The 18,459-nt window shown below is 59.7% G+C and carries 11 protein-coding genes; 6 read left to right on the top strand and 5 right to left on the bottom strand.

Translation table 11 applies throughout. The features are described 5' to 3' along the window. The first annotated feature begins 61 nt into the window (after positions 1-61). The gene (locus Enr13x_RS31950) at positions 62-1,501 is read left to right on the top strand and encodes a DUF1501 domain-containing protein (RefSeq protein ID WP_145390954.1); all 1,440 of its coding nucleotides are present in this window, start codon (positions 62-64) and stop codon (positions 1,499-1,501) included. 100 nt (positions 1,502-1,601) lie between these two features. Here the strand turns inward: Enr13x_RS31950 and Enr13x_RS31945 are convergent, their stop codons facing one another. Further along, on the bottom strand, positions 1,602-2,507 hold the full coding sequence (locus Enr13x_RS31945; RefSeq protein WP_145390953.1) for a DUF1559 family PulG-like putative transporter: 906 nt from the start codon (positions 2,505-2,507) through the stop codon (positions 1,602-1,604). 98 nt (positions 2,508-2,605) lie between these two features. Between Enr13x_RS31945 and dtd the strand changes: the two genes are divergently transcribed. After that, positions 2,606-3,037 carry a D-aminoacyl-tRNA deacylase gene (gene dtd / locus Enr13x_RS31940; protein WP_315857117.1) on the top strand — a complete coding sequence of 144 codons (432 nt, stop codon included), beginning with the start codon at positions 2,606-2,608 and terminating at the stop codon, positions 3,035-3,037. A 165-nt stretch (positions 3,038-3,202) separates the two neighbouring features. On the opposite strand, the gene Enr13x_RS31935 is transcribed toward dtd, so the two are convergent. Then, positions 3,203-3,985 (bottom strand): metal-dependent hydrolase, encoded by a 783-nt coding sequence (locus tag Enr13x_RS31935; RefSeq protein WP_197455504.1) that lies wholly within the window; start codon positions 3,983-3,985, stop codon positions 3,203-3,205. Positions 3,986-4,522: 537 nt separating this feature from the next. Between Enr13x_RS31935 and Enr13x_RS31930 the strand changes: the two genes are divergently transcribed. Then, complete coding sequence (locus Enr13x_RS31930; RefSeq protein WP_231743901.1) at positions 4,523-5,173, top strand: CvpA family protein; 651 nt, start codon at positions 4,523-4,525, stop codon at positions 5,171-5,173. An 814-nt stretch (positions 5,174-5,987) separates the two neighbouring features. Here Enr13x_RS31930 and Enr13x_RS31920 read toward each other — a convergent pair. The 3 genes from Enr13x_RS31920 to Enr13x_RS38510 all read right to left on the bottom strand — a co-directional run bounded on the left by Enr13x_RS31920 (position 5,988) and on the right by Enr13x_RS38510 (position 15,394). Next, the gene (locus tag Enr13x_RS31920) at positions 5,988-6,659 is read right to left on the bottom strand and encodes a PEP-CTERM sorting domain-containing protein (RefSeq protein WP_145390950.1); all 672 of its coding nucleotides are present in this window, start codon (positions 6,657-6,659) and stop codon (positions 5,988-5,990) included. A 112-nt stretch (positions 6,660-6,771) separates the two neighbouring features. After that, complete coding sequence (locus Enr13x_RS31915; protein WP_145390949.1) at positions 6,772-15,141, bottom strand: choice-of-anchor I family protein; 8,370 nt, start codon at positions 15,139-15,141, stop codon at positions 6,772-6,774. An 82-nt stretch (positions 15,142-15,223) separates the two neighbouring features. After that, positions 15,224-15,394, bottom strand: a complete 171-nt coding sequence (locus Enr13x_RS38510) for a hypothetical protein (RefSeq protein ID WP_197455503.1) — start codon at positions 15,392-15,394, stop codon at positions 15,224-15,226. Positions 15,395-15,843: 449 nt separating this feature from the next. Here Enr13x_RS38510 and Enr13x_RS31910 point away from each other — a divergent pair, with 449 nt between their 5' ends. From Enr13x_RS31910 to Enr13x_RS31900, 3 genes are read left to right on the top strand one after another with little or no spacing between them, the layout of a single operon-like run. Then, positions 15,844-16,851: a DUF1559 family PulG-like putative transporter gene (locus tag Enr13x_RS31910; protein ID WP_145392805.1), complete on the top strand. Its 1,008-nt coding sequence runs from the start codon at positions 15,844-15,846 to the stop codon at positions 16,849-16,851. Beyond that, positions 16,829-17,065, top strand: a complete 237-nt coding sequence (locus Enr13x_RS31905) for a hypothetical protein (protein ID WP_145390948.1) — start codon at positions 16,829-16,831, stop codon at positions 17,063-17,065. The genes Enr13x_RS31910 and Enr13x_RS31905 overlap by 23 nt, the downstream gene beginning before the upstream one ends. A 38-nt stretch (positions 17,066-17,103) precedes the next feature. Continuing rightward, complete coding sequence (locus Enr13x_RS31900) at positions 17,104-17,991, top strand: serine protease family protein (RefSeq protein ID WP_145390947.1); 888 nt, start codon at positions 17,104-17,106, stop codon at positions 17,989-17,991. Positions 17,992-18,459 lie beyond the last annotated feature (468 nt).

The following is an 18,459-nucleotide window of genomic DNA, read 5'->3' as shown; positions in this document are numbered from 1 at the left end:
CGCCGCGGAATCCGACCGCGTTTCTCCTCCTTTCCCTTCTCCCGCTTCCGGACCGATTGTCATGAGACCCACGCATCGCATCCACCGCGAGCCGCTTCGTCGAGATGTCCTGAAACTGGCCGGCGGTTGTGCGGCGCTGACGAACACGTCGCTGCTGTCGACGTTGTTCAGTCTGTCGGCCACCAACGCTGCCGTCGCCGCGAATGACTTGAGCGGCTACAAGGCGCTCGTCTGTGTGTTCATGTACGGCGGCAACGATTCGTTCAACATGCTGACGCCGTTGGATACCGCCGAGCGGGCCGACTACTTGACCGCACGTGGAGGTGTTTATCAGCCGGGTAACGGTGCGCTCGGGTTGCCCGAAAATGAACTGCATCCGATCACCGACAATGCCACCGGGCGAACCTTCGGTGTTCACCCGGGGATGGGTGACGTGCAACAGATTTACCAGGCCGGTGATCTGACGTTTCTGTGCAACATCGGCAGCCTGGTCGAGCCGACGACGATGGCCCAGTACCAGGCCCAATCCAATCTGCCGCTGGGGTTGTTTTCCCATGCCGACCTGCAACGGCACTGGATGACTTCGGTTCCGCAAACCCGTTCACAAGTGACCGGTTGGGCCGGGCGAATGGCCGACCTGATCACCAGTCAAGTCAATTCGAACGACAACATCTCGATGAACATCGCGCTCAATTCGGTCAACATGATGCAGACCGGTGGCTCGGTGATTCCCTACATCGTGACCAATTCGGGCGCCAGCGAAGTGGGCTGGTATGGCCAAACCTGGACGCAGGCCAAGATTTTCACGCAATTGACCGATGACGTTCTGTCGCGATCCTACGGGAACCTGGTCGAGCAGACATTCGCCAACGCCAACCGCAACGCACTCGACTCGGCGATCGCGTTCAACGAGGCGGCCAATGCGGTCAACTTAAACACGACCTTCCGGACCGACAACAACAGTCTGTCCAGCCAGCTGCAGATGGTCGCCAAAACGATCGGCGCACGCGATGCGATCGGGCACTCGCGACAGATCTTCTTCGTCAATATCGGTGGCTGGGACAACCACGATGAACTGATCAACAACCAGCAAACCAATCTGACGCGTGTCAGCGAAGCGCTGAAAGATTTCTATGATGCGATGACGGAGTTGGGCGTTCAGAACGATGTCGTGACCTTTACCGCCAGCGACTTTGCGCGGACGCTCAATAGCAATGGCCGCGGCAGCGATCACGCCTGGGGCGGCAACCAGATTATCATGGGCGGGCCGGTCAGGGGAAATCAATTGTGCGGCACGTATCCGGATTCGTTGGCGCCCGGCAACCCGCTGGACCTCGGCCGCGGTCGGCTGTTGCCCACGACGTCGGTCGACGAAATGTGGTGCGAGTTGGCGATGTGGTACGGTCTGGAAAATGACAACCAAATGGAAAGCATTCTGCCCAACATCCGCAACTTCGTTAACCAAGGCGAGACGGCTTATCCACTCGGGTTCTTGGCATAGAAACGGGGGGGCAAGTGGGATAGGCTTCCAGCCTGTCATCTTCGACAGGCTGGAAGCCTATCCCACGATCTATGACAGGCTGGAAGCCTATCCCACTTGTTCAATCGAGGGTGTCGTCGGGCAGCGGTTCGTTGCCGTTGGGGGTGACCAGCGCGGCGAAGGTTCTTGGCGAGAGGTCATTGCGGAGAAAGTGGCCGCGGCCATCGACCGTCGCCATCGTCGCACCGCTGGCCATTCTGCCGCCCGGTTCAATGCCGACCGTTCCGTTGATCACGCCTTGCATCGCCGTGTAATCAAGATCGACCGGTTCGGCCCAGCCCCCGATCGCTCGGTTGACCGGCGGGGCGCCGGCAATCACCAGGATGGTCTGAGAAGCATTGTCTTGGATTTTGTCTGGAGACAAGGGGCCTGAGGGAGGGAAAAGCGTTCCCGGGCCCGTGATCAAATAGTATCCCGACTGGGTTCCGGCGCGGTTGCTGTCGCTGGGGTGCACGTACACCGAGGGCATCGAGTAGCTCGCTTGCAGGTTCAGCTCATGGTCCCAGGGCTTGCTGAGATCAAACTGGTCGTACGTTTCCTGTTCCCCGAGGTAAGGCAGGATCAGGACACGCCACGAATGCATCGGGATTCCGCCGCTGTCGCGAAGGGTCGCCGGTGGGTACGTTCCATAGTCGGCCGCGTACGCATTGAGTGCAGCGGCGATACTTTCGAGATTCTTGATCGAAGCGTTTTGGACGCGGATCTCGGCGAGTCGTGAAACGCTGTCGCCGCCAAAACGGATGGCGGCAAACGCGATGCAAACCAACATGGTCAAGACAACGCCCGCGGAAATCAAAACCCCTAACGGGCGTTTGCTCACTTGGCGGGATTGGGAAGTCGTCGAAGCGTCGAAGTCGGGCAGTTGGATCGGTGCGCCGCACGAAAAACACTCACCGGATTTTCCGCTGTACTGATCTTCGACCTGAGTTTGCGCGTTGCAGTGCGGGCAGGTGAACAGGTAGGGCATGAATGGTCAAACGACTTGCGAGACGGAGGGCACATGATGATGATTGACAACGCGCCCGAGAGCGCGAGCGGTTCATTCTAGAGGACAATAAGTTGAAAGTGGTGTTACAACGGGTCAGTCAAGCGAGTGTTTCGGTCGAAGGCGAAGTCGTCGGACAAATCGAAGCAGGGTTTTTGGCCTTGGTCGGAATCGGCCACGCCGATGATGAAGCGGTGGTCAGCTGGATGGCAGACAAGACTGCCGTGCTCCGCGTGTTCGAAGACGATGCCGGAAAAATGAATCGGTCGGTGATCGATATCGGCGGCAGCGTCTTGGCCGTCAGCCAATTCACACTGTACGGTGATTGTCGCAAGGGGCGACGTCCGGCATTCACCGACGCCGCCGATCCGGCGATCGCCGAACGGTTGTACGAACTGTATGTCGAGAAGCTGAAAGGGCAGGGGATTGGTGTCGAAACCGGCGTCTTCGCCGCGGACATGAAAGTGTCGTTGGTCAACGACGGTCCGGTCACGATGTTGCTGGAACGGTGAAGGAGGGAGTTTCAAGTTTCAAGTTTCAAGTTTCAAGTTTCAAGTTTCAAGTTTCAAGTTTTCGAGGAACTGGGTACTCTCGACTCCCCTTCTCTCCTTGTCTCCTTGTCTCCTTGTCTCCTTGTCTCCTTGTCTCCTTGTCTCCTTGTCTCCTTGTCTCCCCCTCTACTTCCGTTCCGCGGAAGGAAGCGAGGCGTTGAAGCCGAAGTCGGGGATCTGCCACTGGGGCGCGGTCCATTCCGTCGGCGGAGATGTCGGCGTGTATTGCCAGCCGGGTTGTGTGAGATCGTACTTGGCGCGTTCGCGCAGCCGCGCCGCGATCTTGTTGTCGCTCCACGCGGTGTAGCAAAGTCCGAACAGCAGCGCGTACACGAACACGTTGGCCATCGCGTCGGTGCCAAAGAACTTGAGTGCGGTTCCGAACGACTTCTTCGTGCGCAGGCGTGCCACGCCGACTTCGACCGCCCAGATCTCGTCCAAGATCAAGTGGACCATGAATCCGACCACGACCGCCACGGCTTTGTATGCCCGTTCGGCATCGCTGGTGGTCGGCATCGCCAGGTAGGCGATTAATCCCGACACCGCCGCGGCGGGCAAGCTGTGCCACATGCCACGGTGCACGGTAAAACGTTTGAAGAACTCAAAGGCACCGAAGCGGATCACGACATAGATCAGCATCGCCGCCAATGCCATCGACTCGTGGGACAGGTCGTAATCGCGAAAGCGGTTGAGCATCATCATCGGGGCGACCGCCGCGGTGAACATGCTGATCTCGCGCAACGGAATGCCGCCGTCGCTATCCAGGTCCGGCAGCATCCCGCTGACCGAACACAGACCGCCGGCCAAGATCCCATTTTCCAGCGTCATCGATTGCGAGGTCACGCCCCAGTAACCGTAGGCGATCCCGACAAGCGTGCTGGCGCTGATGTGGGTTTTGAAATCTGCCACGCTAGCAAATGGGTGAGGGGCAGGGGAGGGCGGTCGAGAAAATGGGGAACTGGGGTCATACCGGTTTTTGTGGTCCGCTGCCAAGACTGGATTGCGATTGGTCTTCGCTTGCGGTGGATGGATTGCGTATAAGTCACCGCGACGCCGCCCTGCCCTCGGTTCCGTCGGATCGCCGCAATCGTGGGCCGCGTGCAATGTCAACGACGTTAGCGCAGAACGTGTTAGCGGAACGGCGCGAGCGGGCTGTCGGTTTTGTGAGCCGCGACGCGTAAGCGGCCGGGCACTGCGACGTTGCCCGAGGCCTTACGGCCAGCGGCTCACCATTAACGCAGCAGATCCCGACTAAATCGACAGCCCGCGAGCCGTCCGGTTTCGGCGTGAAAGACCGGAGGGCTCGCGCCCTGCCGCTAGCAAAAGACATTCCGCTCGGCGTCAAAGCTGCAGGCGTCGGGCAGCTGTGGTGCGAGTGATTGGCGAGATGGAAGTTCAAGGACAGAGTTGCGAGGACAACGGCTTGTGGAGACCTACGACATCTTGATGCTGATCGTGCTTGTCGCCGCCGGCGTGTTCGGCGCGGTCAAGGGCTTCGCATGGCAGTTGGCGTCGATCGCGTCGATCGTGGTCAGCTATTTCGTGGCCTATCGATTCCGCGAACCGCTCAGCCATTCGATCGTCGCCGAGCCTCCCTGGAACCGCTTTCTGGCGATGTTGATTCTGTTCGTCGGGACCTCGCTGGTCGTCTGGGTTGGCTTCAACATGGTCCGCCGGACGATCGACCGAATGAAACTGAAGGAATTTGATCGCCAGATCGGAGCGTTGTTCGGGCTGCTCAAGGGTGGGCTGTACTGCACGCTGATCACGCTGTTTGCCGTCACTCTGATGGGGGACGGGATTCGTCAAAAGATTGTTGCTAGCAAAAGTGGTCGATTCATCGCCCGGCATCTCGACCGCAGCGAGTCGGTGATCCCGCCGGAGATCCATCAATTTTTGCATCCCTATTTGGAGCGATTCGACGCCGAATTTGAGAACGCCCAAACGCAGACCGACGCCGGGTTGGCCGGCCGGTTGATCGACGGACCGGAGGGCGTCGAGGGCGTTTTGGTGGACGAGATCCGAGACCGGTTGCCGCCCGTGTTTACACCCGAGCAGGGCAACGCAATCGCACGCCCGGCCGCCTGGCGCCCGTGATCATCGAAGTGGGATAGGCTTCCAGCCTGTCGATTCGATCATAGGCCGACAGGCTGGAAGCCTATCCCACAGCAGCCGACAGGCTGGAAGCCTATCCCACGATCGCCGAAATCGCTCAAACACGGGGTTTTTTGCAGTCGCAATACAACATAAGAGTGATTATCGGACGTTGCAGGGGCGGTGTTATCTGCCCTGTGCTGGGTCTTGAGTCTTGAGTCTTGAGTCTTGAGTCTTGAGTCTTGAGTCTTGAGTCTTGAGTCTTGAGTCTTGGGTCTTGGGTCTTGGGTCTTGGGTCTTGGGTCTTGGGTCTTGGGTCTTGGGTCTTGGGTCTTGGGTACTGAGTACTGAGTACTGAGTACTGAGTACTGAGTACTGAGTACTGAGTACTGAGTACTGAGTACTGAGTACTGAGTACTGAGTACTGAGTGCTGAGTGCTGAGTGCTGAGTATTCAGTGCTGCGTACTGACTCTGTCGGTGGCCGTTTGCTTGGTTGTCGACAACCATGCAGATGAGGATCGCTTGGTTGTCGACAACCAATGCCGAACCGTCGGATCGATTAACAACAGCGGAAGGAATCTGAGGCACGGCGCGAGCGGTCTGTCGCTATTGTGAGCCGCGGGCGCGTAAGCGGCCGGGCATTCCTTCGCTCGCCCGAGGCCTTACGGCCCAACGGCTCACCATTGACTCAGCCGATCACAACCAACCACCCGTCAGACCAAAACAAAACCCAGAGGGCGCGTGGGCTGGCCCTCTGGGTTGCGTTGGCTGTCGGCGGCCAGAAAAAATTTCCAACCGCCCTGCTCTTCTTCGTGCTTAGCGTCGTCGTCGACGCGATCGCAACAAGCCGGCCGAGCAAACCAGCGACAGTGCCAGCGCGCTGGACGGTTCTGGGATCGCGGTCACTTGGCTGCTCAGCGTCAACGCCCGACCGAAGAACCCACCACCGGAATTGGCGGCGGCCGATTCGAGTCCGAAGCCGACGGTTTGGAACGTCGTGAAGTCGCCGTCGACGGCGGAACCGTCGGACAGGACAAAGCGGGTTTCTCCGAGCGTCGGTGCACGCAGCGTGACCGTTCCCAGCGACGCTTCGAAGATGCCGTTTCCGCGATCGATCGAGGTGCGTCCGGGTTGGCCGAAGCCGGGACCGAAGGCGGCAAAGGTCAACGTCGACGCGCCCGATCCGGCGTCAAAGCCACCGTCGCCGTTGAGTGTCAGCGATTCGAACAGTCCATCGCTGCCGATGCTTTCCAGTGTCAGATTGAATGCGTTCAGGTTCGCTGTGCCGATCAAGGTGCTGTCGGATCCGGTGACGGTTTCACGCAGAATAACTTCCGCGTTGAGTGCTTCACCGGCCGTGGTTGCAATCGCGCTGTCCATGCCGTCGCCACGGTTGGTCCGCAGCAACAGGTCGTAGGTGAGTTCGGCTTGGGCCGAGGAAAGCATCGACAAGAGGACAATCGCAAAAGTGGCTATTCGCAAATTCATTTCGTAGTCTCGAGATGGTAGTCGTAGGAAGTAGTGTGAAAGGTTGAATTGAATGAAACGTAAGTTCGCGCCCCGTGGGGCGCGAACGTCAAAGGGCTGTTGGACGTTGGACCTACTGGCGTGGCGATCCGAAGATGGTCGGGATCAAGTCGTTCAGGTCGATGCCGTTGATCGATCCATCGCCGTTGGTGTCCAAGTCGAATCGATATTCATTGGGGTTGAACAGCGACGGAATGATCGAGTTCAAATCGATCCCGTTACGGAACCCGTCACCGTTGGCGTCACCGAGCAGACGGAAGAAATCGTCATTGGGTGCTCCCGCCGCGTCTTGGCCACCGAACGCATAGTCAACGGCCATCGCGGCTGATCCGGCGGTCGCTTGGACTTGAGTCCCCGCGATGTCGAGTCGGTAATTTCCATCGGCGAGCGAATTGCCTTGCAGACCGGAACCGTTTCGCGTCACGACGCTTGCTCCCGCGGCGAAGGAAAGTACGGCAATCGTTTTCCCTCCGCTGTTGTTTGCGGCGATGTCCAGTCCGGTGACTTGCGTCGACGTGTCGATGTTGGTCAACGTGAACGCCGATTGCAGCGCGGCGTGGTCCACTTCGGTGTCGAACGTCACGGTCACGGATGTGATCTGCGATCGCGACGCTGATCCGTCGTTGATCACGACCGATTCGACTTGGGGAGTCGCCGACGTCGAACCGATCGAGTACACACGCAAGGTGTTGCTGACTTCATTGCTGACGACCAGCAACGGCGAACCACTCGGGCTGTCGCTGGAAGAGATGAAGGTCAGTCCTTCGGGGCTGACGTCCGCGGTGTCGTTGAGCACTTGCGACAGCGTGACGTTGGTCGGGTCGGTGACGTCGAACACCGTGATGGCGTTGGCGCGTTCGAGCCCGACAAACGCGTAGGTGCGTCCGTCGATTTGTCCGATCGTGACACCTTCGGGTTCGGTCCCCTTGTTGTCGCTTCGTCCGTCGTCGTAGAGCCCCAGCAGATCGGTGGCTCGTGCGAGCACATCGCCGCTGTCAAACACCATGTCACCCGCTTCGTTCCAGATCGAGAACGATCGGGCACCGAAGGAATACAGGGCGTCGAAGTCACCGTCGCCATCGGGGTCACCGATGATGCCAGTGAGTTCCAGTTCACCTGCCGACGCTGCGGCTTGCAGTGCCGCGGCGTTGGGGAACATTGTCGGATCCAGCGTGACGCTTTGGACGTCCGTTTCTTCCGCGTCGCGTGCATCGCCTTCGTTGGCGGTCACATAGTAGGTCACACCGTCCACTTCGTAGCTGGCGATCGCATCGGGTTGGAACAGGCCACGAACCGGGATGCTTCCCAGCGTCAACGCGTCGGGAGAATCGTTGGTCGGGTCGATTTGAGCATTCGCCGCGTTGTGGTCTTTGTAGCCCAACGGAAGAATCTGGGTGACGGTCGCGGTCGCGATGTCGACTTCGGCCAACGCGTTGTTTTCCTGAAGCGTGACGAAGGCGGTGCTGCCATCGGGGGAGATGGCGATGTATTCCGGTTCGACGTCTTCGGAAACACTCTTGCCGGGGCTCAGTTTGACGCCCGCGTCTCGCAGTGCTTGTTCGCTTCCGTCAAAGGATTCGAAGCCGGCGGTTTGCACGGTCGCGGTTGCGACACCGGTCGAGAGATCGACGATGCTGACCGACCCGACCGGATCTGTCGTTCCGTCCGACGAAGGTTCGCCTTCATTGGCGACCAACAGTCGGCTGCCGTCGGGGGTGAACGTCAGTTGGTCCGGCAGGGCTCCGACGGTCACGCTGCCCAAGAACAAGGCGTCGGCGGCATTGTAGAAGAACACGCTGCCGGGAGCTTGGGGATCGGATCCGGGAACGGCGACTGCGACGACGCCCGTGTTGCTGACCGCGACACTGGTGATCGCATTGTCGCTGGCACCCTCCGCGGTCGGCTGGATGGTTGACAACAAAACCGGGTTGGCGGGGTCAGCCAGATCGACGACCTGCAGCCCGGCATCGGACGTCACGAACAGGCGATCGCTGCCGGGGTCGAAGGCGGAGATCTCAGCACCTGAAAGGCCGCTCGAAATACCGCCGATCGCTGTGAAGGATGTTGACCCGTCCGGTGTCGCCGACAGCGCCGGGAATCCGACGCCGTTGCCTTGGATGGCGAACCGATACACTCCTTCGTCCGCGTCGTCACTGGTGATCACCACGGTGGCATCGTGCAGTCCCAGCTTGGACGGATCGAAGACCACATCGAAGGAGAACGATCCGCCGGGGATGACGGTCGCGACCGGTTGGTTCGTAAAGGCGAACGCACCGGATTCGGCTCCGATGATTTCGGCAGCCGAGATATTCAGCGCCGCGGCGCCGGTGTTTTCGATGGTAAAGGTCTTGGTGACCGTTCCGCCGGTTACGTCGGCGCTACCGAAGTCCGTTCCGGCCAAGGGCGAGACGTTGGTGGTTCCGGCAGCGACCGCTTGGCCGTTGTCACCGGTGATGTTGATTTCCGGGTCGATGGCGGTCGTGAACACGACTTCCAGTCGTGGCCGTTCCAGTTCATTGGCCGCTTCGGAGCTTTGGAAACCCCAGCCGTCGGTACCGCTTTCCCAGTGTTCCATCAGCCAGCCGAAGTTGGTCAGGTCGCCGTTGACCCAGGCTTGCACGTCTTGGGTAACATCCCAATCGTGGAACCCACCTTGGACGTCGGGGGTGCGGCTGGCATTGCCGGCGGAGGCGGTGAATTCCGTCGCCGCTTCCACGCCGTCGATGCTGACGCCGTCAATCAGGCTGTTGAACGTGTCGGTCTCGCTCCAATCCGTCAGCATCGGGAAGAACCGTGCCCCGTCGCCTTGCGCATTGCTGGTGGTCGAAGCGGTACGAAGCCGTGCGGTGACGATCTTCGAGCCCGCGGGGATTTGTCCGGCCAGGTCTCCGATGATGTCGTCGAATCGGATCAGCGCTCGGCTGGTCGGTGAATCGATAAACAACGTTTCGGCGGCCGACAAATCATCATCCGCAGTGGTGCTGTCGATTTCGGTGTCCACCGTCGACGAATAGCCGTCGACGCCTTCACGGAAGCTGACGACATTCGCACCGGCGGGAACCCATTCGATTTCCAGCTTCGGGCGGGCCGTCGGCGTTTCGTCTTCGGCACTGCTAAAGAACCAGCCGTCGGTGCGGTTTTCCCAACCCTGAATCAGCCAACCGTTGTTGGTTTCGCCATCGGCCCAGGCTTGAATGTCCGGCAGCACGCTGAAGCTCAGCACGCCCGTCCCCGTACTGCCGGCTCCACTGGCGGTCCCGATTGCAGATTCAAAGACGCTGGCGGCTTCTCCCGCATCCGGTTGGATCCCGTTGCCGAATGCATTCCAGGTGGCGGTGGCATCGTCCCAGTCGATCGACATGCGGTGCAGCGTTCCGCCATCGCCCGGCGCGTTGGAGGTGTTGGGATTGGTTTCAACGACCAGGTTTGCCGACGTGATGACGGAACCGAGCGGGATTTGCCCCGGCCCGTCACCGAACAGGTCGGCGTAACGCAGCAGCACTTGCGATGCGTTTCCGGCGCTGTCGAAATCGACCAACAAGTCAGTGGTCGGCACGATCACCGAATCAGGATCGCTTTCACGGATCTGGGCATCCGAGGTTCCCTGATAGGTGCCATAGCCGTTGTTGACGCCCTGTTGCAGTTCCCGTCGATAGACCAATCCGAGCTGCAGTGGTTTGGTGACCGAGTCACTTGCCTGGCCGTTGCCGTCGACAAACGAGAACGTTGCCACTCGGCCGCCACCGGTCACGACGGGGTCCGAGGTGAAGTAGGTCACCGATTGCAGGATTCGTTCAACGGCCATCTCGGTTGCTGCCGCGTTGAACGTCAGCGTCAGCGGGGATGTTCCGGATCCGGCGGTGAACGTTGCCACCACGACCCCGTCATAGATGACGTCGGTTCCCGAGATACCGACCTGCCCTGCCCCGTTGCCTTCGTCGCGAATGGACACGGAATCCGATGCGATTTGGCCGCTGGTCAGTTCCACCGTCGCGACGGCGCCGTCGAAGAATGGTACGCCGACGGGAGCCAGGCTGAACTGCCCGGCGATGCTGACCGGTTCATCGCCCACGCCGTAGTAGGTCGCACCGGACGAGGTTTGTAGCACGGGTGCGGCGCCGAAGCCGTCGATGTTCACGGTGACGGTTGCCGTCGAGGTTCCACCGAAACCATCGGTCATGGTGTAGGTGAACGTATCGGTCGCCACATCGCCGTCATAAAGCGAATCCAGAACCGTTCCCGGGTCGTAGCTGATCGTACCGTCTGCGTTGGCCGTCAGCGTCACGCCCAAGCTGGAGGTCGGGTCGACGCTGTCGATCGACAACAGGCCAGGCACGGGGCGCGCGGCGGGTTGACCGATCGAATCGAACGGAATGAATGTGAACGTAAACGATTGGTCTTGGCGACCGAGTCCCGGCATGTCGTGCGATCGGATCACAAAGCTTCCCGATCCATCGTCTTGGTAGCTCAGGAAGTTGTCTTCGATACTGCTGTTGTTTTGGTTGGTCAGCACCAACATGCCGGTGTCCGGAGACTGTCCGGGGATCGTCACTTTCCACTCGTGACCACCGTTGGTGACGTCCATCCGTTCGACGCTGAATTCGCCGATCGCGGCGCTGACGGCATTGGGGCGGGAATTGAACGGATCGATCGTTCCGGTGACCAAGTTTTGCGCGTTGCGTGGGACAAACACGAACGAGAATCCGCCGTCTTCGCCGTTGCCGAAATCTTGTTGGTTGTCGCGAACGGCGACTTCGTAGATGGACGAACCAGGAACGGCCCTGGCCTGGGCAACGTTGTCGGCGTTTTCATTGCCGATGACGAACAGGAATCCGTCCAGTGCCGCGTCGGTCACGCCGGGGATGGTGACTTCGTAACGGCCGACGTCGGTTCGAACCACTTCGGCATCGGTCAATCCGTTGCCGTGGGTCAAGGTGCCGCCGCTGCTGACGTGGCCGCCGACCCAGTTGTCGGCAAACGGGAAGAACGCGACCGAGACGTCGGCGTCGGCTGCCGCGTCGGTACCGAACTGTTGCAAGGCGAGCGAAGTGCCGCTGCCGTTGTCGAACGATTGGACCAAGCGATAGTTGGTGTTGGCGCCGTCGAAGTTTTCGCGGATCGTTGCCAGCACGACGCCGTCGGCTTGGTTGATCGCGTTTCCGTTTTGCAGGATTTCGACCGTCCCCGTCGCTGCCGCACCGACCGTCAAATTCAGCGGTGCGGTACCGGTTTGAGAGACCGACCAGACGCTCGAAGCATCGACCGACAGGTTGGCCGACGGGATCCCGGTCGGCGTTCCCAGCAGCGACTCGACATCGGGGTCGATGTCATTTCCAAGCACGCTAATCAATGCGCCTTGGGCGTTCAATTCATTCAAGTTGACGACATCGTCGTTGGCCGTCGGGGCTTGGTTTTCACCTTGCACGGTCAAGGAGACGGTTGCGGTCGAAGTCCCGCCACGGCCGTCGCGGATCGTGTAGGTGAACGTATCGGTGGTCGATTCACCGTTGCCCAGATCGGCGATCGCTGCGCCCGCTCCCGATGGATCATAAGTAAACGTTCCATCGGACTCGAGCGTGACAGAGGCTCCCAAGGCACTGACGCTGTCAAACCCGTCGATGCCGAAATCCAAGCCGTCGATCTTTTCCAGCGGGCTGTCGTAGGGCAGGAAGATGAACTGGAACTCGGGGAAGTTTCCGGTCGGCGTGAAGGTCTCGGATTGAAGAATGTCAATTCGGAACGCATTGCCTTGGGGCGTTGCCATGACGGCTTGGTTGGCGGGGATCAAGGTCGACACTCCGTTGACATCGGCAAAGTCATAGGAGGTTGCGACGGCGATCAGGGCGCCATCGGCCGGCGTGTATCCGTCGATCGTGACCAGCGGTGCCTGGTCGGTGTCGGAGCTGAGCGAGACGTTGCCGTAACGCTGTCGCAAGGCGTACTGGCCTTCTTCCGACGCGGCGCGACCGCCGATCAATCCGGTGACCGAACCGGGGAGGTAGACGAAGCTGATCGCGTCGCTTTCGAATCCGGTCGCATCCGAATCGCTGTCCATTTGACGGACGAGCCATGTGTTGTTGTAGCCTTGCGGATAGACCGACACGATGTTGTCGTCGTTGCTACCGCTGACGGCGAACAGCAAGCCGTCGTCGGTGAATCTGGCTTCGGGGATGGTGATTTCGAACAGCCCCGGTTGAAGCAGCGTCACGTTGGCCTGCGAGATGCCGACGCCTCCGAGTACGGTTCCGTCGGCCGCGATGTGTCCGGAGGTCCATTGATCACCGAAGGGAAAGAACGCGGCGCTCAGTGCGGTGTTCCGTTCGCCGCCGCCGATGCCTCGGTCGGTGGCGAATCCGTAGCTGCCGAAGGCGGCGTAGGTGTTGACGGTCGGGAACGGACTGGTGTTGTCACGCCCGGTGCCCAAGAAAACGCCGTCGGCCAGCGACAGATCGAGGCCGCCGCGGCCGACCGCGACGTCACCCAAGTTGCCGGGGCTTTGGATGGTCAAATCGTTGGGAGCCGCGGTTGTGTTGATGACGCTAAATACGGAGCCTTCATTGCTGGTCGCTGCCGGGTCACCGTATATCTCAGCCGCAGAGACCGAGAATTCGGTCGTGTCGGGATGGAAGTCGTTGCCGAGCACGTCGATACTGGCGGGGGTGAACTTGTCCGTCACCGTGCCGTCGTCATCGACCGCCTGCACGTCGTCGTCTTGGGGGATGACCGAAATGTCCAGCGTGACCGTCGCGGTTTCACCGTTCGGGTCCGTCGCCGACAAGGAGATTTGCACGTAACCGAATTGGTTCAGGGCGGGAGTGATCGAGGCATTGGTGCCGACGATTTCACCGGTGATCAGTCCACCGACTCCGGTGTCGATGTCGTACGTCAGCACGTCGTTGGCATCGACGTCGTTGAAGACCGTGGTCAGGTCGATCAGGGTTGTCGGACTGTCTTCGTCGAGAATCAGCTCTGCCGGTGCGGTGATGACTTCGGGGGCGTCGTTCACGCCGACCCAATTGATCGTCGCAGTGGCTTCGGTGCTTTCGGTGGTTCCATCGGTGGCCCGATAGACGAAGGAGTCCGTATCGGTTTCGCCGGCACCGAGTGCACGGATCGCGCCCGAGGTGGCGTAGTTGACCGTTCCGTCAGCGTTCAGTGTCAGTGGCAGTCCCTTGGCGGACAAACCATTGTTGTTCTCACCGAGTGAGGAGACCGTCAGGTCGGTGGTCGGGCTAAGCGTGTTTTCGAAGGGGACGAAGAAGAACACGAAGTCCGAGTTCAGCGGCGTTTCCGTGTTTCCGTTCCAGGCAAATTGGCGAATGATGATGTCGCCACTGCCGTCACCAGCATCGTCATAGCTGAAATAGGTGTTTCGCGGCTGACTGACCGACAGGTCATAGTTTTCGACGATCAGGGCGCCCGAGGTGATGTCGTGCCCTGGAATGCTGACCCGGTAGAATCCGTCGGACTGGCGCGAAACGCTGAAGTCGCCGAAGGACTGCCGCATCGGGCTGACGCCGTCGAAGCCGCCGTCGACGACACCGCCGATCAGACCTTGAGCACTTCTGGGAATATAAAGCACGCTGATCGGATCGGTGTCCGTTGACCCGATCTCCTGGCTATTGTCGCGAACCTGGATTGCCCATTGGTTTCCCCCAATCGGCCGAGCCCGAGAGTAGTTGTCGGAGTTGTCGCCGGCGATCGAGAACAGGAAGCCGTCCTCAAACGAATCGGTCACCCCGGCGACTTCGACCACGAAGTTTCTGCCGTCTCCGGTGGCAGTGATGTCGGTGCTACCGAAGACCCTGACCCCACCTTCGTCGATGGTTGCCCCCGCCCATCCCGCATCGTAGGGGAAGAAAGTATTCGAGATCGGAACGGAATTTTCCCCATTGTTCTCCGGGGCGGCGGCCATCGCGATCCAGGTGTTCGCGGAGTCGACCACATACTGGAGAACGCCCAAGTTGGTTTGTGTGCTGTCAACCGGTTGGTTGTCGCGAAGCACCGGCAGGCTGATTCCTTCGCCCGCCGTCAGGGGTGCCAGATCGGTATCGTTGGACGGGTCAGCATCGTTGTCGCGATGCAGGTCCAGGTCGCCTTTATTACCGGTGATCGAAGTCACCGCGCCCGGGATCAACGAGCGTTGGGGAACACCCGGCTGTCCCGGGCGATCGGGGATGAACCAATCGGTGGCGTTGACGGCCGGGTCATACGTTTCGCGATCAAAGTCGACCTGAAACGCCGAGACCGATTGCACTTCGCTTCCGGACGTGTCGTTGGTCAGAACGTTGATCGAGCTGTCGGCTGCCAACGTCAACGAGTCGTTGACGACATTCGCCGCAAGCAGTTGACGCGCTTCAAGGGATTCCAGTTTGAGGTTTTTCTTGGTGGGGCGACGACGCTTTGATCGTGAACTTGAATCCTTCGTACGACGCTTGTTCATTCTTGATTTCACGGTGAATGTTTCTGTGGTGAATGGTTGTATGTGGAGCGACGCGGCAACGTGTTTGTAGTGGTGCGTCTTGTTAATCGGTCTGGGCCGACGCGGCGGAGAATAGCGATCGCAAAAACTTGATCAATGCGACGTTGCCGTTATTCACACAGTTCACACAGTTACTCGATGGAACATTCACCAGAGCTTCATGCAGCGGTGTGCAGGTCGGTTTGAGATTCAACCGATGTTTGCGACCACGCATGTCTGGGCGCGTTCGCTGTTGTTTCAGTCCTGCACTCGGTTGACCGTCGCATGCGTCAGCAGGTGGGCTTCTTCGCCCCCGGCATGCGGTCTCGTGATTGTTAGAAACTGGCGAAGACTTTGACGTGGTTTGGATGAATATGCCACAAGAGTTTTGAACTCGTCTTTTGAATCGAGATCAGGTCGCTACCGTATCGCACCAGACCAAGCAAGCTCTCTCGATGAACCCTCTTCTTCTCGAATGCTTCGGCGCCTGTCGGCCGAGCTTCATCTTGTTCATCACAACGATTGGTCCGTTTGAGTGAACCACGTTGCCATCAACGGCACGAGAATCGATTTACCCTTAAAACAATTTTGAATCACCACAGTTATCACTTACAGGAGACAACAATGTGGTCAGGTAGTTACATTCGATCGAACACAACAACGCGAGCGCGCGGTTCGAAGCGAATGGCATCCGGCGGTTTTACGCTGGTTGAGTTGCTGGTCGTTATCGCGATCATCGGAATCTTGGTCGGGCTGCTGTTGCCGGCAGTGCAAGCTGCCCGTGAAGCGGCTCGCAGAATGCAGTGCAGCAACAACATGAAGCAAATTGCACTCGCGACTCTGAACTACGAAAGTACGTACAAGCAATTGCCGCCCGGGCCCTGGGACGGAGATCCCGGCACCAGCAACCCGTCCGGTCGGACGTCCGACGCGTGCTGCCGAGCGGCGAACCGCGCGGGATGGTCGGCACAGTGGCGGATTCTGCCGTTCCTGGAGCAGGCCGCCGTCTACGACTTGGCGACCAATGATCCGCCTTGGTGGCCGAATCGTCCGAACAATTCGCGCGAAGACGACGTCGCCCAAGTGCTGATCCCCGTCTACTACTGTCCCACCCGGCGGGCGCCGACCGGATATGGCAGTGCGAAATTTGGTCGGGTGGATTACGCCGGAAACGGCGGTTTCTACCACGGCCGACCCGACACGGCCGTCAACTTCATTCCCGAAGCTCCGCTCGGTGCACCCGCGGTTTCGACCCGCAGTCGATCCAACGGAGGCCTGATCAAGAAACGCGCCGGTGCCATCATCTGGGCCAAAGACGGTGACAAACGTCGCCTGGCTGATATCCGTGACGGCCTGACCCACAGCATCGTGTTCGCCGAAAAGTCACTGCCCTATACCGAGCATGGACTTGACGGTGGAGACAACGAACGCTGGAACAACGCGGGTTGGGATACCGATACGATCCGTTGGCACTTTCCGCCCAAATCGGACAACGATGCGTATGCTCCCGATCGCGATGCCGGCGGATCGACCAACTGGAATCATTACTTCGGCGCCGCGCACGTCGGTGTTCACGCCGCCCTCTGCGACGGATCGGTGCAGTTCTACAACTTCAACGTCGATGCAACGATTTGGAAGAATCTGTGCGTCGTTGACGATGGAGAGTCTCTTGAAGAAAACCACGTCAATTAATACTGTCCAACACCCTGAAAGGATTGATCCTATGTTCTACAACGTTCCTCTTCAATCAGGACGTACCCGTCTTGCGTTGATCGTATTCATCGCGTGTTTGGTGATGCCGATGATCGGCTGCGGCGGCCCTGCCCCGCCCGAGATTGACACCGACGTCGCCGCAGAGATTCAGGCGGAAGATGAAGCCATCATCGACGCCGAAAGCGAACTCTAACTTTTTGATTGTTTCGTTTTGCTACTTGGAATTGCATCTTGAAGATCATGGAAATGTTGCCCCCGACAGCTCGGCTGTCGGGGGCCGGTCTGTTGCTCGCTCTCGCCCTGGTCGGTTGCTCATCGGAGTCCGATTTCGGTGCCTCGACCCGACAGCGCGCCAACTCTCCCGCCGTTGCCGATCCCTACCGCGGGCCGTCGGTTCGTGATTTCACGATCTGGCGTCCTTACGTGGCGGTCAACGAAATTCAAATCGATCCCGACGTGATTCTCGCGACCGCGTTTGCGGTCCACTTGGAGCCCGGTGATGCTCCGGTCATGATCATGCCGCTGCATCCGGCGCTTCAGCAATCCGATCCCGTCGTCAACCGTGACGCAGCCGACGCCGCTCGCAGTGGCGTCACAAAGATCATGGTCAGCGAAGCGTTCGGTGCCGCCGATGCGATGCGACAGCTGAGGGAGATCATTGAGTTCGAAGACGCCGACGCATCGGATGACGACCGCTGGGCGCGTGATCTGGTCGCCGTCTCGACGGGCGCCTTGGCTCGGGGGATTCGACCCTTGCCACTGGCAACCGAGGCTCCCCAAGTCGGCGACACCGTTTGGATGGCGACGGCGGTCTACGCGGGGGCCTCGCCGAGCCGGGTGGCTCATCAAGCAACGGTGACCGAGGTGGATGGTGATGGCCGAATCGCGTACCGGTTTGCCAACTCCAGGCTCTCTCTGCAGGCGACTCCCGGCGCTCCGCTGCTGGACGACAAGGGGCATGTCGTCGGCGTTCACCTGGGATCGCCTGCCGAGGAAGGCGGCGCAGACGACGATCCGAAGGCTGGTGTCTTCGGCTTCGGAGTTTCGACGACCGAGATCTTGCGGGCTTGGGGGATCGAGACGGCGTCTGGCGGTGAGGACGAAACCGCCGTGGAATAAACGTCGTGTTGCCGGTCGGCCGGAGCGAAGCGGATGGTCGATGAATGACGTTACGGTAGACTCGGGATATCGATTGTATAACGGCAGCTTTTGGCAACCAAATAGATTCTCTCCCTCGGGACGCCGATTCGTTTTCTGCAGGATTTTGTAACCGATTTAGATTCTCTCCCTCTGGGAGAGACGGCGTTTGCGCAGCAAGCAAACGCCAGAGAGGGCGGGCGCTGCGAAAGGCTTAGCGACTTCCGCGACGGTCAAATCCGCCACTTTTACAATCGCCGTCCTTTGGGAGGGGCGCGGAGGAGTGTGCGCTCGGAGCGGGGAGGGTCTAAGTGGCTCGGAATCGCTCAGCGACGACCGGTCGACCCTCCCCTCGCTGCGCTCGACCCTCCCTGGCAGGGAGGGTGACTCCTTTCGCAGGGCGCTCGGGCTCTGGGTGTCGCTTGCGGGCGTCGATTTTTCGACCGGCGA

The sequence above is a fragment of the Stieleria neptunia genome (assembly GCF_007754155.1).
Classification (GTDB): domain Bacteria; phylum Planctomycetota; class Planctomycetia; order Pirellulales; family Pirellulaceae; genus Stieleria; species Stieleria neptunia.
The sequence above is the reverse complement of the archived record's forward strand: the minus strand, read 5'-3'. Positions and strand labels throughout refer to the sequence as shown.